Annotated in this window: 13 protein-coding genes; 1 reads left to right on the top strand and 12 read right to left on the bottom strand. The window is 41.1% G+C overall.

The features are described 5' to 3' along the window. Positions 1-30: 30 nt before the first annotated feature. Positions 31-951 carry an alpha/beta hydrolase gene (locus Q0976_RS16635; RefSeq protein WP_299494987.1) on the bottom strand — a complete coding sequence of 307 codons (921 nt, stop codon included), beginning with the start codon at positions 949-951 and terminating at the stop codon, positions 31-33. A 181-nt stretch (positions 952-1,132) separates the two neighbouring features. Between Q0976_RS16635 and Q0976_RS16630 the strand changes: the two genes are divergently transcribed. Next, positions 1,133-2,080 (top strand): AEC family transporter, encoded by a 948-nt coding sequence (locus tag Q0976_RS16630; protein WP_299494986.1) that lies wholly within the window; start codon positions 1,133-1,135, stop codon positions 2,078-2,080. A 144-nt stretch (positions 2,081-2,224) separates the two neighbouring features. Here Q0976_RS16630 and Q0976_RS16625 read toward each other — a convergent pair whose 3' ends face one another. The 11 genes from Q0976_RS16625 to sdhC all read right to left on the bottom strand — a co-directional run bounded on the left by Q0976_RS16625 (position 2,225) and on the right by sdhC (position 16,488). Next, entirely contained in the window at positions 2,225-4,567 is a 2,343-nt protein-coding gene (locus Q0976_RS16625) for a cellulase family glycosylhydrolase (RefSeq protein WP_299494985.1), read from the bottom strand. A gap of 699 nt (positions 4,568-5,266) precedes the next feature. After that, positions 5,267-5,953, bottom strand: coding sequence for an SDR family oxidoreductase (locus Q0976_RS16620; RefSeq protein ID WP_299495012.1), 687 nt, complete (start codon positions 5,951-5,953; stop codon positions 5,267-5,269). Positions 5,954-6,371: 418 nt separating this feature from the next. Then, positions 6,372-6,716: a cupin domain-containing protein gene (locus Q0976_RS16615; protein WP_299494984.1), complete on the bottom strand. Its 345-nt coding sequence runs from the start codon at positions 6,714-6,716 to the stop codon at positions 6,372-6,374. Positions 6,717-6,905: 189 nt separating this feature from the next. Then, on the bottom strand, positions 6,906-7,778 hold the full coding sequence (gene sucD / locus Q0976_RS16610; RefSeq protein WP_299494983.1) for a succinate--CoA ligase subunit alpha: 873 nt from the start codon (positions 7,776-7,778) through the stop codon (positions 6,906-6,908). Beyond that, complete coding sequence (gene sucC, locus Q0976_RS16605; RefSeq protein WP_299494982.1) at positions 7,778-8,944, bottom strand: ADP-forming succinate--CoA ligase subunit beta; 1,167 nt, start codon at positions 8,942-8,944, stop codon at positions 7,778-7,780. The genes sucD and sucC overlap by 1 nt, the downstream gene beginning before the upstream one ends. An 80-nt stretch (positions 8,945-9,024) precedes the next feature. Further along, on the bottom strand, positions 9,025-10,209 hold the full coding sequence (odhB, locus tag Q0976_RS16600; RefSeq protein WP_299494981.1) for a 2-oxoglutarate dehydrogenase complex dihydrolipoyllysine-residue succinyltransferase: 1,185 nt from the start codon (positions 10,207-10,209) through the stop codon (positions 9,025-9,027). A 31-nt stretch (positions 10,210-10,240) separates the two neighbouring features. Next, the gene (sucA, locus tag Q0976_RS16595) at positions 10,241-13,063 is read right to left on the bottom strand and encodes a 2-oxoglutarate dehydrogenase E1 component (protein WP_299494980.1); all 2,823 of its coding nucleotides are present in this window, start codon (positions 13,061-13,063) and stop codon (positions 10,241-10,243) included. Between the two features lie 199 nt (positions 13,064-13,262). Then, positions 13,263-13,970: a succinate dehydrogenase iron-sulfur subunit gene (locus Q0976_RS16590; RefSeq protein ID WP_298769751.1), complete on the bottom strand. Its 708-nt coding sequence runs from the start codon at positions 13,968-13,970 to the stop codon at positions 13,263-13,265. 14 nt (positions 13,971-13,984) lie between these two features. Next, the gene (gene sdhA / locus Q0976_RS16585) at positions 13,985-15,751 is read right to left on the bottom strand and encodes a succinate dehydrogenase flavoprotein subunit (protein WP_299494979.1); all 1,767 of its coding nucleotides are present in this window, start codon (positions 15,749-15,751) and stop codon (positions 13,985-13,987) included. Further along, positions 15,752-16,099, bottom strand: coding sequence for a succinate dehydrogenase, hydrophobic membrane anchor protein (gene sdhD / locus Q0976_RS16580; protein WP_299001832.1), 348 nt, complete (start codon positions 16,097-16,099; stop codon positions 15,752-15,754). It abuts the gene before it with no gap. Then, positions 16,093-16,488, bottom strand: a complete 396-nt coding sequence (sdhC, locus tag Q0976_RS16575; protein ID WP_299495011.1) for a succinate dehydrogenase cytochrome b556 subunit — start codon at positions 16,486-16,488, stop codon at positions 16,093-16,095. Before sdhC ends, sdhD begins: the two co-directional genes overlap by 7 nt. Between the last annotated feature and the right edge of the window lie 322 nt (positions 16,489-16,810).

Raw genomic sequence — 16,810 nt, 5'->3', positions numbered from 1 at the left:
ATAGCTCGCAATTATTATTTTTGTTGTGACTTAGGCCTCCCTAATCAACCCTGCGATATGCCCTAAAGCCTCTTTGGCTGAGCCACTAATCGTCGATAATTGAATAAAACCATGAATAACACCAAAATAACGACGACAATAAGCCTGCACGCCAGCTAAACATAAACGTCGATATAGCGCTTCACCTTCATCGACAAGGGGATCATATTCAGCGGTTAAAATATGTGTTTCTGGTAACCCTTTCCAATCATCTCGAAAAAGTGGACTTAATTCCGAATGCAACGCATTCACATTATTTTGCCCCATATAATGCTTAAAACCCGACATTAACATAGCTTTCGTGATCACATAATCCTCACCATATCGTGTCATACTCGATGTTGATGCCGTTGCATCCAGCATGGGGTAAATCAGTATTTGCTTTTTCGGTAACCAACTCGAGTCATCTCGCAATCTTAGCGTCGTCACTAAAGCGATATGCCCACCCGCACTGTCTCCCGCTAAGATAATGGCATTTTTATTACCTCCCCATTGATAGCAATCCCGATAAATACCTTCACATGCTTCAAAGGCATCATCATGCGCACACGGATAGGTGTATTCAGGCGCTAAGCGGTATTTCACAGCAATCACAATTGCACCTGATAAATGTGCAATTTGCCTTAATTGCTGATCATGGGTTTCAACACTACCACTGACAAAACAGCCACCATGAAAATAGATCAAAACGGGCAGGTTTGTTTCTTCTGAAGGTTTAAACACTTTAATTCGCACACCATTAGAAACCCTTTCAAATACATGCAATATCAACGGTGAAACACCAGCCAACTTAGTACTCTCAATATATCCTTGACGGCGCTGCACAATACTAGGCAACCCCATCGGCTCAATTTTTTCACGCTGAAAACATCGTACTAACTGCTCAATACCGGATTCTAAAACTTGTTCCATTTAAACACTCTGCCAAAAAAACACTCAGAATAACAACAAATATTATCACTGTGTATAAACACAGTATTAATATTTTAAAACCAACTTACATGGTTAAATTGCATTTTCACTTCTATATTCAAACTATCAATAAAAAGAGGCTGCTCAAGTGCTTGCCTTTTACTAATGAATGAGCCTTCATATGGATATATTAAACCTAGTGTTACCCGTTTTTGCCATCATAGTCACAGGATACCTTTTTTCAAGAACACAGATCCTGCCAAAAGAGACACCCGCTTTACTCATTCAGTTTACTTATTTTGTCCTCATGCCTGCTTTATTGTTTCTCGTTATTGGGCAAGAAGAAATCAAAAATTTATTTAATTTACCGTTTATATTGGCACTGGGAGGCGGTGTCATTGGGATCTACTTTATTATTTTAGCTTTCTTATTAATTATTCATAAAAATTTAGCCACTTCCACTATGCTCGCAGCTTGTTGCGTATTAGCAAATACTGGTATTATCGCATTACCGCTATTACACAGTATTTTTGGCCACAAAGCTCTGCTTCCTGCAGCGATTGCCAATGTCATCATGGTCATCATGATCATCCTCACTATGATTTTTCTTGAACAAGCCGCGCACACTAAAGATGAACATAAACTGTCACTTTTTGAAAAAATCCTCCATGTTGTCAAAAACCCCATCATACTCTCAACCATTGCGGGAATTATTTATGCCTCATCAGGGTTAGCATTACCAACGTTAATCACAGATTATCTCACTATCTTAGGATCAGCAATTACGGCTTGCGCACTCTTTGCCATTGGAATGAGCCTCAAATGGAGTTCCTTTCATCATAACGAGCTAAGTATCTTACTCATTAATCTCTGCAAACTCATTTTCATGCCCGCACTCATCCTCTACCTTGCTAGATTAGCCGAACTTCCTCCCATTCTCGTGATTGCAGCAACCATTTCAGCTGCTGTGCCAACAGCAAAAAATGCGTATATTATTTCAGAGCAGTACCAACAATCACCAGAATTTGTCTCTAATGTCATTTCAACCACAACCTTATTCTCAACGCTGACCTTGCTCGGCTGGCTGCTCATATTGCATAACATTTACCCAACTGCTTTTCATCATTAAACAAGTCGGCCCAATGGGTGACATTGCTAAAAAAATACGTCATAACGGGCAACCTATCATGACGTATTTTCTCATACCATTTGTCTCTACTCACACGCTTACAATCTGCAAAGTCAGTAAGGTGAAAAGAACCCAGACGTTAAATCAAGGCTTCATTTCACAAGCATTGTGATCAGAAAAGCCCGCCCCAACGGCCAAACAGCCTTGAATTCTTCCAGCAGCTTGACGTGTTCCTTCAGGATAACGACAAAGTGCTTTTAGATAATTTGGACTACGACTATCGATTTCTGCCTTCACAGTACCAAAAGGAACATCAGTATTGGCAATATTATTACTATTGGCTAAATAATAAGGCCAAGTACTTCCACCATCGAATTTAGGCTTGTTATCATTGCCTAACAAACTGTTCTCTTCAAATATATGCGCTGGGCAATGAAATTCACTGGCGAATATAGGCTCTACTGGTTCTGTTAATGGTAAATGTGCTTGGATCTGCTGCGTTAATTGATATTCATGACTATAAGCCTCTACAACCACTGTGACTTTATCGCTTAACTCCTGAAGCCTAAGTTGGCCATTTCCAAGTACTTCACAGCTCTCGTGATGTGTATTGCCATGGTTATCCAATGTGAAACAACGGTATTGAACTTGAGTTGTTAACGGTGTTGTTCCATGAATGAGTATTGCAGTTTGTGAAAAAATAGCGATTCCAGCATGACCATCTACCGTCAACTGAGTAATACTCGGGTTATTCCATAAAAGCGACACTTTTTCCTCAGGCGCCGTCGGCGCATTCCCGCACCCATCGGAATTGGGCTTATAAGCCGTAATACTGTATCCCGCTCTGTCTGTCACACTTAAGCCTGAAAATGGTTGTCCATCAACACCTATAAACTTCACATTCTGAATAAATTGCCCATCTTTATACACACAATACCCCTCTGCACCAGCGACACCCGCCCAAATAAGCTGAGTTCCTGTGGCAGTTTCCACGAGTTCACCTATTTGAACATCCGCTAAAGGATCATCACGCTTCATACCTGAAAACTGCACTGCAGCTTCAGAAAAACGTTGCATAATTTCTTTGTGGGTATCGGTTTCAATTGGACTGTTTTGAACATCAGCACCAGGATAGTGATAACCTGAAAAACCATTTTCTTCAAAATGTGTGTAGATCCCCGTACGCCCAGTATCTTTAAAGAATGTATCGGCATTTCGTCCCTGATCCGCATGCCCCCTTAAACTCCAAAACGCGGCAAAAACGGTCGAACCTTCATCACTGTGCTGTTGAAACCTATCCATAAAGTCATAAGTACAGGCGGCAAAACAAAGAAACTCCCCAGCAAAATATGGCTTTTTATGATTAATTTTAGCTAAGTCATATTCGTATAATGTCGCCATTCCCCAGAATTGATAATAATGATTCGATAAAATATCAATATTAGGATCATCAATACTGGCCTCACTAACACCAAAACGTCCATCCATTAACAGATGGCTTGGATCATTTTCTTTAATAAAAGCGGCAATATTTTGAGTCCAAGAATCTAAATTTTTCCATAAAGTAGATGCTTTCAATGTGACTAAAGAAGCGGTCGTTTCATCATTCAATATTAATGTTTTTGAATCAATACCGTTTAGTATGATTTGGTTATACCGTACTTCTGCACCAAGCTCATTACCCGTTTCCCAAATAATATTTTGATATTCTTTGAGTTCTTGAGTAAGCGCTAATACATAACTTTTATACGCATTAATATATTTATCTTGTGTGAAAAATTGGGCGACTTTTTTTGTATCTAAATTAGGCTTTCCATTGATATAACATGGACTTTTATTATCTGTATCACCATATTCGGCATCAACCATATCAACAAAGTTTTGTATTCCTCCCCAATAACACCAATAATCAATCATTGGTATAACGACTTGAATACCAGACTGATCCAATAAATGTAATGTTCTTTTAAGTGCAGCAAGGTTGTCAGCATCAAAAGTAATTGCTGCAGCGCCTTGTTTATTTTTATCAAAACCTATTACATGTGCATAATCATTATTATGCATGTACTCAGAAAAGCCGCCTCCAGCAATGGATGGAGGGTAAATTCTTACCAAATTCACTCCCATGCGCTGTAATGTTTCAATAATATCGTTAACTTCAAATTCGGTAGGAGAGCGAAACTGAGCCCCGTCATATTTCATAGGTGAAGGGTCTTCAACCATCATTAAAGAAGGCACATTGGCACCAAATAGCTTAGCAACCTGATATTGCTCGCCGTTAGTAATAGCGTAAAGGTAACCATTATCACCTTGTGTACCACGAGTTAATTTTTCGATAGGCTCGGCAATAGATTGTTTCGATATAAAAATCAATAAAACAAAAAGTAATAGTGAACTCAATATCATTAAAGATCTTGAATTCATGAAATATTTTCGATTAATTTGAACAATCAAAACAGTCAAAATATTGTGTTCTGTTATAGACATAGCACCCTCAATAAAAGTCATTACTTTAAAAAGCACATAAGGAGGCCACACAGACAATACTGTGAAAAATAAAACATCACAAATAAAGCAAAATAACGTAATAAACTTAGAGAGTTAATCTGAATATATTCAGTATATTACAATTTAACATTGTTATTAAAAATAGTGTTATAATTAAAAAATACATCAATAGAATGATTATTATTATAATTTATTTTTATCATATGCTTTGAAAACATATCATTCTCTCAAAAAGAACCACCTTGCCAATCAATAATGTTAAATTTACCTCGATTGTGTTAATTTCGTAATCAAGAGTAAATAAATATAAAATTAGAGTAAATACACATTAATTATGATTAATGTTAATAAAAATAAGATAGATCAAAAATAATCTTTTTAATTCATGACGATAAATTATTTTTAAATAAAAAGTGTCTAGGGTATGTCAACACTATATTCCCTTGTGTCAGTAACCATTCAGCAAACAGCAGAAAATCAAAGTTTAGTGACCAAAAGGAAAACGTGAAACTCATGGCCATTATCAGGATCAGATGAACGTTTTTAACTGTCTTAATCAAAAAATAATAATAACAAAAATAAAAAAGAGGTATGCAATAACATTACATACCTCTTTTTTTAACGACAACACATTGAATAGTTTTACTTACTGCTTATTAGCTTAAGTTTAATTTGATATTACCACGGTAAGATTTGACCATTAGAGTGTTTAAAAACACCTGACTCGGCTAGCGTCAGCTCTCCAATTAACTTAACAATCCTAGATGCAGCCACATCACTGGTTATATCACCATTAAAGTTCACCATGCCTGTTTGCACATAGCCAGGATGATAAATACCGACAGCAATATTGTCATCCGCGAGATCTTTTGCCAAAGACATACCCGCAGCATTCAATGCCGCTTTTGACATTCGATATCCATAACGTCCACCGGATCCATTATCAGCAATCGACCCCATTCTCGAGGTGATTAAAGCAATTTTACTGCCGGATGTGAGATAAGTGAGTAACGCATGACACACACGTAAGGGCGCCATAGCATTCACTTGAAATTGCTGCTCTATTGTTTGTAAATTTAAATTTTGAAGGTTTTCATCCCTCAAAATACCGGCATTATTAATTAAAATATCGACCGTTCGCCCATTCATTGCCGATACCATGATATCAATTCCTGCATCAGTCGCCACATCCACGCCTTCTACAACCTCAATATTATCATGAGATAACGCTGCTAATTTAGTGGAAGACTGACGACACAGTGCTATCACGTTATAGCCTTGAAGTGCATAAATCGCCACCATGGCTAAGCCAATGCCCCTATTCGCTCCAGTAATCACAACTGTTTTAGGAACCATATTCGTCATATTTTCCATAGGACACTCTCAAATATTAGATAAATAAACAGTCACTATCATAACAAAAACATGAACAAACAGTATTGAAATCGACCAGTTTATTAAGGTGCAGTTTAAACTATTTTAAGCTGAGCTCAGGATGATGAGTGTCAAAGAGTATCCTTAATCAATTAAAAATCAATAAGTTAAAAGTTGACCCTATTATTCTTTATTGTTTAATTTGGTTAAATACCGCTATTTTAACCCTATCGTTAAATCAATATTGTACTTAGAATTGATACCAGACTATAAAGGTCGAAAACAAACCGAGTATTGACAAAAGAACAGGTTAATAAAAACTCAAACTAACACTATCATTTACATGATTCGATGTTGCTCGTGATCCCGAGTGTTCACTATTCAAGAAAGGTTTATTTTAATCTGGACACTATTTTATTTCAGTTTCAATAATAATCACTTCTGTATCCCCAATATTGATAACATTATGAGTCACTTTAGGCATAAAAAACGATTTTCCATCGGGAATATTCACCACATGTCGCTGATTATCATGGTTATCGGCAAGTAATTGGAGCTTTCCCCCCTTAACAAAATAAACAGCGCGATGAGAAAAGTCATGAGTATGCATACCTGACTGAGTACCAGGAGGATAAGTCAGTCGAATAATTTGCACTTTGTCATTATCAATGAGCACTTCCCTTGAGCCGAGCTTTGTTTCAGCATGTATAAATGAAGACCATAAACTGAGTATTATTATTGTTATCCCTTTCATGTTAACCTCAATATTATTTGCTTAACACAACCATAGCAAAATAGCCTCGCTGATATAAGTCTTTTATTTCTCTGATTTTCTCCTACAGTGATACATTTAAAAATAACACGCACATAAAAAAAGCGCCGAAAGGCGCTTTTTCATGTCTACAGATAGCTTATTGATTGATGGTTAACCACCAATCAAATATTACCAACCTGTCTTAGTGCGTAATGCACTGCCGATATCAGCAAGTGAACGAACCGTCGTCACGCCTGCTGCTTCAAGGGCTGCGAACTTATCTTCCGCTGTTCCTTTACCGCCAGCAATAATGGCACCAGCATGGCCCATACGCTTACCTTCAGGTGCAGTCACACCCGCAATGTAAGACACAACAGGCTTAGTCACGTTAGCTTTGATGTATTCAGCCGCTTCTTCTTCAGCTGTACCACCAATTTCACCAATCATAACGATAGCTTCAGTTTGTGGATCGTTTTGGAACATTTCCAATACGTCGATAAAGTTAGTACCAGGAATTGGATCGCCACCAATACCCACACAAGTCGATTGACCGAAACCTTCGTCAGTCGTTTGCTTAACCGCTTCGTACGTTAATGTACCAGAGCGAGAAACAATACCGACTTTACCTGGTTTATGGATGTGACCAGGCATGATACCAATTTTACACTCACCCGGCGTGATAACACCTGGGCAGTTAGGGCCAATCATGCGAACGCCAGTTTCTTCAAGCTTTACTTTAACTTGAAGCATATCAAGCGTTGGGATCCCTTCAGTGATACATACGATTAGCTCAATGCCACCGTCAATCGCTTCAAAGATCGCATCTTTACAGAAAGGCGCTGGTACGTAGATAACAGAGGCAGTCGCACCTGTTTGTGCAACAGCATCTTTAACCGTGTTAAAAACTGGCAAGTCTAAATGAACTTGGCCACCTTTTCCTGGAGAGACGCCACCAACCATTTTTGTGCCATAAGCAATCGCTTGCTCAGAATGGAAAGTACCTTGACCACCAGTGAAACCTTGACAGATAACTTTAGTATCTTTGTTAATTAAGACAGACATTATTTGCCCTCCGCAGCTTTAACAACTTGCTCAGCTGCGTCAGTTAGACTGGAAGCTGCAATGATATCAAGATCTGAGTTAGCTAACACTTCACGACCTAATTCAGCGTTTGTTCCTTCAAGACGAACAACAACAGGTACTTCAACGCCTACTTCTTTAACAGCGCCAATAATACCTTCAGCAATCATGTCACAACGTACGATACCACCAAAGATGTTCACCAGAACCGCTTTCACATTATCGTCAGAAAGAATGATCTTAAATGCTTCAGCAACACGCTCTTTCGTCGCCCCGCCGCCCACATCTAAGAAGTTTGCTGGCTTGCCACCATGAAGGTTAACAATATCCATTGTGCCCATCGCAAGACCAGCACCGTTAACCATGCAGCCAACATTACCGTCTAATGCAACGTAATTAAGTTCAAACTTAGCCGCATGGGCTTCACGTGCATCATCTTGTGATGGATCGTGCATTTCACGGATTTTAGGTTGACGGAATAATGCATTACCATCAATACCAATTTTGCCATCAAGACAATGAATATTACCTTCATCAGTAATAACCAATGGGTTGATTTCAAGCAGTGCAAAATCATGATCTTCGAACATTTTCGCTAGACCCATGAACACTTTTGTGAACTGCTTCATTTGTGTTGGGTTTAAACCCAATTTGAAGCCAAGATCACGTGCCTGATAGGGCTGAGGTCCCGCTAAAGGATCAATGATTGCTTTATGAATAAGCTCTGGCGTTTCTTCAGCCACAGTTTCAATTTCAACACCACCTTCCGTTGACGCCATAAACACAACACGACGAGTCGCACGGTCAACAACGGCACCTAGGTATAACTCATTTGCAATGTCAGTACAGCTTTCAACTAAAATCTTAGCGACTGGCTGGCCTTTCTCATCAGTCTGATAAGTAACAAGATTCTTACCTAACCAATGTTCAGCAAATGCTCTAATTTCGTCTTTATCGCCAGTGACTTTAACGCCACCTGCTTTACCACGGCCGCCTGCGTGTACTTGACACTTAACAACCCACATATTACCGCCAATATGGCCTGCCGCTTCAACAGCTTCTTGAGCTGTATCACATGCAAAACCTTCTGACACTGGTAAACCATATTCGGCAAATAAAGATTTTGCCTGATACTCATGCAAATTCATGATGATCTATCCGTATACTACTTTTCAATGTTTAGCAGGCCCAATCGAGCCTGCCACGAGGGTACTGTCTGAACTTAACTTTACAAATCAAGTAACAGACGTGTTGGATCTTCTAAGAAGTCTTTAATTGCGACTAAGAATCCAACAGACTCACGACCATCAACAATACGGTGGTCATAAGATAATGCGAGGTACATCATGGGCAAGATTTCAACTTGACCATTCACCGCCATAGGACGATCTTTGATTGCATGCATGCCAAGAATAGCACTTTGCGGTAAGTTCAAAATAGGCGTCGACATCAATGAGCCAAACACGCCACCGTTTGTCACAGTGAAGTTACCACCAGTCATATCAGCCACTGATAGCTTGCCATCACGGCCTTTAATCGCCAGCTCACGTACGGCTTTTTCAATTTCAGCCAAGCTCATGGTATCAGTATCACGCAATACAGGTGTCACCAATCCACGGGGTGTAGAAACCGCAATACTCACGTCAAAATAATTATGATAAACAATATCATCACCATCAATAGACGCATTGACATCAGGGAAACGTTTCAGTGCTTCTGTAACCGCCTTGATATAGAAAGACATAAAGCCAAGACGTATACCGTGACGCTTCTCAAACACTTCTTGGTATTGCTTACGAATATCCATAATAGGCTTCATGTTAACTTCATTGAATGTGGTTAACATGGCCGTTGAATTTTTCGCTTCTAATAAGCGAGTCGCAATGGTTTTACGCAGACGTGTCATTGGCACACGTTTTTCACTACGCTCACCTAATGGTGTCACGGCAACTGGCGCAGCAGCAGGTTTAGCTTGCGCTTTAACAAAAGACTCCACGTCTTCTTTAGTAATGCGGCCACCCACACCTGTGCCTTTCAATTTGCTAGCATCAACATTATGCTCTGCAATTAAACGGCGAACAGATGGGCTTAATGCATCACTGCTTTCATCACTCGCTTCTGGAGCAGGCGTCGCCGCTTCGGCTTCCGCTTTCGTCACTTCTTTGCCTGCTGTCGCACCTGCCACAAATTTAGCGATTAAAGCTTCACCCAGAACAGTGTCACCTTCTTCAGCTAAAAACTCTACAATGTGCCCATCTTCTGGGGCAACCACTTCTAACACTACTTTATCGGTTTCAATATCAACCAAATTTTGATCGCGAGACACTTGCTCACCGGCTTGAACATGCCAAGTGGCAATCGTTGCATCAGCAACGGATTCTGGTAGTACGGGTACCTTAATGTCGATACTCATGGATCACTATCCTTTTAAAATATGTCTATTACTAGAGTTTTAATGCGCTATTAATCAAAGATTCTTGTTGCTCAGCATGCAAAGCGGGATAACCACAAGCAGGGGCAGCAGATGCATCACGGCCTGCATAACTCAGCTCTGCACCGCTAGGGATAACCCCGCGGAAATGATGCTGACTGCAATACCATGCGCCTTGATTTTGTGGTTCTTCTTGACACCAAACAAAATCACTGACGTGGGCATAATCGCTTAACGCAGCTAACGCTTCTTCACGTGGGAACGGATATAACTGCTCAACACGAATAAGGGCAACATTATCAATATTGTTGTTACGACGTTTTTCCAGCAGTTCGAAATAAACCTTACCACTACAAAAAACGACGCGATCGACTTTACTGGCATCCAAGCTATCGATTTCACCAATCACATTCTTAAAAGTCCCTTCAGCGAGCTCTTCCATACTCGACACCGCTAAAGGATGACGAAGCAGTGATTTAGGTGACATCACCACCAAAGGACGGCGCATAGGACGCACCACTTGACGGCGAAGCATGTGATAAACCTGAGCAGGTGTAGACGGAACACACACTTGCATATTATGGTTAGCACATAACTGTAAAAAACGTTCCAAACGAGCACTTGAATGCTCAGGGCCTTGACCTTCATAACCATGAGGCAACAACATTGTTAGGCCGCACAAACGTCCCCATTTTTGCTCACCTGATGATAAAAATTGATCGATAACCACTTGGGCACAGTTAGCAAAATCACCAAACTGAGCTTCCCAAATCGTTAAACCGCTGGGTTCAGCCGTCGCATAACCATATTCAAATGCTAATACTGAGGCTTCTGATAACACCGAATCCGTAATATCAATTGGCCCTTGCTCTTCACTAATGTTACGCAGTGGCAAATAAGCCGTCGCATCATTTTGATTATGCAACACCGCATGACGATGGAAGAAAGTACCACGGCCAGAATCTTGACCCGTGATTCGAATACGTTTGTTATCTTCTAAAATAGAAGCATAAGCTAAGGTTTCAGCAAACCCCCAATCAAGCAGCTTTTCACCTTGAGCCATCAATAACCGATCTTTATAAATTTTAGCCACTCGCGACTGTAATTTATGAGACTCAGGTACATAGCTAATTTTATCGGCTAAGTGCTTAAGGCGTGACATTGGCATTTCACCAGCATAAGTATCATGCCATTCAGCCCCAATATAAGGTCCCCAATCACCGGAGTGCTGGGTCGTTGCACGCCTTTCTTTAACGACACAGTTGCCTTGATCAAGCGCGTCACGATAATGGTTCACCATCGCAGTAACATCATCACTGGCCAATGTCTGTTCAGCAATAAGGCGCTCAGCATAGATCTTACGTGGCGTTGGATGTTTCTTGATTTTTGCGTACATTAATGGCTGAGTCGCACTTGGCTCATCAGCTTCGTTATGGCCATGGCGGCGATAACACACTAAATCAATAACCACATCACGTTTAAATTCGTTACGATAATCAACAGCCAATTGCGAGACAAAAGCAACCGCTTCAGGATCGTCCGCATTCACGTGGAAAATCGGTGCTTGAACCATTTTTGCAATATCAGTGCAATATTCAGTTGAACGCACATCTTCACGATTAGACGTGGTGAACCCCACTTGGTTATTCACCACAATACGAATACTGCCACCCACTTTAAAACCGCGAGTTTGAGACATATTAAATGTCTCTTGCACAATACCTTGACCTGTTATTGCTGAATCACCATGGATAGTAATAGGTAACACTTGCAATCCGGTGTCACAGCCGCGGCGGTCGAGACGCGCACGAACTGAGCCGATAACCACAGGGTTAACAATTTCTAAGTGCGAAGGGTTAAAAGCCAGTGCCAAATGGACATTACCACCGGGTGTTTCAAAGTCAGATGAGAAACCTTGGTGATACTTCACATCACCAGAGCCATTATTATGATCGCTATGCTTGCCCGCAAATTCATCGAACAATTCAGAAGGCTTTTTACCTAAAACATTCACCAAAACATTTAAACGACCACGGTGAGCCATACCAATGACAACTTCTTTCGTGCCAGCATCACCCGCGCGATAAATAATCTCTCTCATCATAGGGACAAGTGCATCGCCCCCTTCAAGTGAGAAGCGTTTTGCGCCGGGGAATTTAGCGCCAAGGTATTTCTCTAATCCTTCAGCCGCATTTAATCCTTCCAGTACGCGCTTCTTATCATCAGTGCTATATTGACCACGACCTAAAGAAGGTTCGAGGCGCTGTTGGATCCAACGTTTTTCGTCAGTATCCGTAATATGCATGTATTCAGCACCAATTGAACCGCCATAGGTGGATTTGAGTGCATTCACTAAATCAATCAGCTTTAAGGTATCACCACCGTGCGCAAAGGAACCCGTATTGAATTCACGTTGCATATCATCGCTATCTAAGCCATGAAAACTCGGATCTAACTCTGATACTTTTTCACGATCCCACAAGCCGAGAGGATCTAAGTTTGCACTTTGATGACCACGGAATCGATAAGCATTAATAAGTTGCAAGACTTTGACTTGTTTAGCATCAACATCAGGATCACTCACTCGAGCAGAGCTCTTATGATGTCCTTCTAATGCGAGGCTGCGAAAATAGTCTCGAACTTTAGAGTGAACCGCTTCAGGTATTTCTGTCGAATTACCATTCACATAAGGGAGGTTATCAAACACCGTCTGCCAATCTTCTGGAATTGACTGAGGGTCTTCTTGATAGGCTTCATACATCTGTTCTACATAGGTCGAGTTTGCCCCATTCAGGTGAGATGACTCGAGCCAGGCTTTCATGATGCCTTGGTGCATTTCTATTCCTTACAAACTTGATACACGTGTTTAGCCAAAATTGTCAATATGCACTAACAGCAATACATCGTTCAGTGCACTCTTTGCCGCTCCAAATAATGGAGATATGCGGCGCCTTATCATACTCTAGTCAAGCAAGGAGTCACAAAAAATGTGACTCTCAATCGAGTGAGTAAAACACTCACTCGACTTCTGGCATTTAAACTGCTCGATTAAGCAACATAGACTTAATATGTCCAATTGCTTTCGTTGGATTAAGGCCTTTAGGGCACACATCCACACAGTTCATAATACCATGACACCTAAAGACACTATAGGCATCATCTAATTCAGACAGACGCTCTTCAGTAGCGGTATCACGACTATCAATCAAGAAACGATAAGCATGCAACAAGCCACTTGGGCCGATGAACTTATCAGGGTTCCACCAGAAAGAAGGACACGCAGTCGAACAACAAGCGCACATAATGCACTCATATAATCCATCTAAATGCTCACGCTCTGCAGGTGATTGTAAATGTTCACGAGCAGGGGCTTTCTCATCATTGATCAAATACGGCTTAATCTTTTCATACTGAGTATAAAACTGTGTTAAATCAACAACTAGATCGCGAATAACCGGCATACCAGGTAGCGGTCTAATTTCTATTTTTTTACCTTTAAAGGTCGAAATAGGGGTAATACACGCTAATCCATTTTTACCATTCATGTTCACGCCATCGGAGCCACATACCCCTTCACGACAAGAACGACGCAACACCAGACTAGGGTCTTGCTCTTTCAGTTGAAGTAACATATCCAGTACCATCATATCAGTACCTTCAGCCACTTCTAACGTATAATCCTTCATGTAAGGTTTAGTATCTACATCTGGATTATAGCGATAAACTGCAATATCCAATTTCATCTCAACTACTCCTACTAGTAGGTACGTTTAATCGGTGGGAATGCATCACGAAGCTTAGGCTCCATGTTAACAGCACGGCGATCCATCTCTTCCGTTTCCGGATTAAAGAGACTGTGGCATAACCAATTCTCATCATCACGCTCAAGATAATCTTCTCGAGAATGTGCGCCGCGACTTTCAGTACGGAAATTCGCTGCATAAGCGGTCGCAATCGCTGTGGCCATTAAGTTATCAAGCTCTAAACATTCAATACGCTGGGTATTAAATTCAGTTGAGTTATCGGATAACTTGGCATTTTGTAAACGCGCACGAATGGCTTTGAGCTCTTTTAAGCCTTCAGCCATCGCATCACCACTTCTAAACACAGAGAAGTTCAATTGCATACAAAGTTGCAGATCCTTACGTATTTGAGCAGGATCTTCGCCTTCTTTGTTATTTTCCCAACGATTCATACGCTCAAGGGATTTGGCAATTTCATCATCAGTAGCATCTTTAGGATCCGCCGTTGCATCCAACGCTTCACCCAAGTGATGCCCAGCCGCGCGGCCAAATACCACCAAATCAAGCAGTGAGTTCCCGCCTAAGCGATTCGCACCATGTACCGATACACAAGCAATTTCACCCACAGCAAACAAACCGACCACATCACTTTCACTGCCATCGGTATTTTTACGGATAACTTGACCACTGACTTTAGCCGGCAGGCCGCCCATCATATAGTGGCAAGTCGGTAAAACAGGAATTGGACCATCAGCAGGATCGATATGCGCAAACGTACGAGATAATTCACATACGCCAGGTAAACGCGCTTCAAGGGTTTCTTTACCTAAGTGATCGAGTTTAAGTAAACAGTGAGGACCTAAAGGACCATCAAGACCACGGCCTTCACGAATTTCTGTCATCATCGAACGGGCAACCACATCACGAGAGGCTAAATCTTTCGCATTGGGTGCATAACGTTCCATGAAACGCTCACCATCTTTATTGAGCAGGTATCCACCTTCACCACGACAGCCTTCGGTGACTAACACACCTGCGCCCGCAATACCGGTCGGGTGGAATTGCCACATTTCCATGTCTTGCATTTGCACGCCAGCACGCATCGCCATACCAACACCGTCACCCGTGTTAATATGTGCATTAGTAGTTGACGCAAAAATACGCCCCGCACCGCCTGTCGCAAGAACCGTTGCTTTGGCTTTAAAATAAACGATTTCACCGCTTTCAATATCAATCGCAGTACAGCCAACAATAGCGCCATCTTCGTTTTTAACTAAATCTAATGCATACCATTCAGAAAACACTTGGGTATGGTGCTTAACATTTTGCTGGTATAAACAATGTAATAATGCATGACCCGTTCGGTCAGCAGCAGCCGCAGTCCGTGCCGCTTGTTCACCACCAAAATTCTTCGACTGCCCACCGAAAGGACGCTGATAAATAGTACCATTGTCGAAACGTGAAAAAGGCAGACCCATCTGTTCTAATTCAATGACCGCTTCAGGACCGGTTTTACACATAAATTCGATCGCTTCTTGGTCACCGATAAAATCGGAACCCTTCACCGTATCGTACATGTGTTGTTCCCAATGATCTTCATGGGCATTACCCAGAGCGACAGTAATCCCTCCTTGGGCTGATACCGTATGAGAACGCGTTGGAAACACTTTCGATAAAAGCGCACAGCTCTTACCTTCTTTAGAAATCTGTAGTGCTGCGCGCATACCCGCGCCGCCAGCACCAATAACGACTGCATCAAATTCGCGTACTGGAATACTCACTTATACACCCCACACAATTAATATGCCTGCGACAAGATACGAAAACGCAGCAATAACAAAAACAAATTGAAGTACGCCACGCACCGCCACGTTTTTCACGTAATCGGTGAGCACTTGCCAAATACCAATCCAAGCATGAACCAACACAGCAATTAGTGTTAAAATGGTAAATACTTTCATTGGAATAGCACTAAACAATCCGTGCCATACGTCATAAGTAAGGGGTGAATTGCAGGCAACAAAGCCCACCATAAAAATGGTGTAACAGGCTAAAATAATTGCACTTGCACGAATAAGAATAAAGTCATGGACACCGCTGCGTCCAAGGCTTGCTGCGTTGGTTACCATACCCAAATCCCCACAATGATAGAAAAGACGACAGCCAAGGCAATCGCTATTTTAGCCGATGCTTGACCTGACGGTAATTCTTCCCAGCAACCCGCGTCCATCACTAGATGGCGAACGCCAACAATCAGATGGTAACCGAGTGCGGTTAAAATACCCCAAATAACAAACTTGACTAAAAAGTTATCAAAAAGAGACTGGACATTGGCAAAACTCTCAGGTGACGCTAATGATTCATTTAGCAACCAAATAAGAATGCCAACGGCAAACAACATTATTACACCGGATACACGGTGAAGGATTGACGCAATCGCAGTTGCAGGGAAGCGAATGGTCTGCAGATCTAAATGGACAGGTCTTTGCTTTTTCACGTTCTGCTCACTCTGCTCAATTGAGCTGGTTTTTGTTATACGAACTACTTTTGTTCGAAAATTAACCTATCATTTAGCTTAGTTAAAAATGTCACAAAAGAAAAGTTTAAACAAACATTTTACGCTTTAGAAGCTACTCATTAACAAGGAAAAAGTGATTTCTCAACGAAAATGCCTGTGGCTCTAAATGAGCCGAGCCAAGTATACTCGCGGCTAATGTCAAATACAAACGTCACATTATGCAAATTTAGTTTTTTTCTAAAAAAAATGCATGAAAGCCTTTATATACAAAGGTTTCAATGCAATTTAATTATGTTAAAAAAAATTTAAACGCTTATTTGAA

The sequence above is a fragment of the uncultured Shewanella sp. genome (genome assembly GCF_947501665.1).
In the GTDB taxonomy this organism is placed as follows: domain Bacteria; phylum Pseudomonadota; class Gammaproteobacteria; order Enterobacterales; family Shewanellaceae; genus Shewanella.
This window is presented reverse-complemented; position numbering and strand designations above follow the sequence as displayed.

Excerpts from the sequence above, each read along its gene's own strand:
- Q0976_RS16630 (WP_299494986.1), top strand. The coding sequence starts at position 1,133 with ATGGATATATTAAACCTAGTGTTACCCGTTTTTGCCATCATAGTCACA.
- odhB (WP_299494981.1), bottom strand. The coding sequence starts at position 10,209 with ATGAGTATCGACATTAAGGTACCCGTACTACCAGAATCCGTTGCTGAT.
- Q0976_RS16590 (WP_298769751.1), bottom strand. The coding sequence starts at position 13,970 with ATGAAATTGGATATTGCAGTTTATCGCTATAATCCAGATGTAGATACT.
- sucD (WP_299494983.1), bottom strand. The coding sequence starts at position 7,778 with ATGTCTGTCTTAATTAACAAAGATACTAAAGTTATCTGTCAAGGTTTC.
- sdhD (WP_299001832.1), bottom strand. The coding sequence starts at position 16,099 with ATGGTAACCAACGCAGCAAGCCTTGGACGCAGCGGTGTCCATGACTTT.
- Q0976_RS16620 (WP_299495012.1), bottom strand. The coding sequence starts at position 5,953 with ATGACGAATATGGTTCCTAAAACAGTTGTGATTACTGGAGCGAATAGG.
- Q0976_RS16635 (WP_299494987.1), bottom strand. The coding sequence starts at position 951 with ATGGAACAAGTTTTAGAATCCGGTATTGAGCAGTTAGTACGATGTTTT.
- Q0976_RS16615 (WP_299494984.1), bottom strand. The coding sequence starts at position 6,716 with ATGAAAGGGATAACAATAATAATACTCAGTTTATGGTCTTCATTTATA.
- sucA (WP_299494980.1), bottom strand. The coding sequence starts at position 13,063 with ATGCACCAAGGCATCATGAAAGCCTGGCTCGAGTCATCTCACCTGAAT.
- sucC (WP_299494982.1), bottom strand. The coding sequence starts at position 8,944 with ATGAATTTGCATGAGTATCAGGCAAAATCTTTATTTGCCGAATATGGT.
- Q0976_RS16625 (WP_299494985.1), bottom strand. The coding sequence starts at position 4,567 with ATGTCTATAACAGAACACAATATTTTGACTGTTTTGATTGTTCAAATT.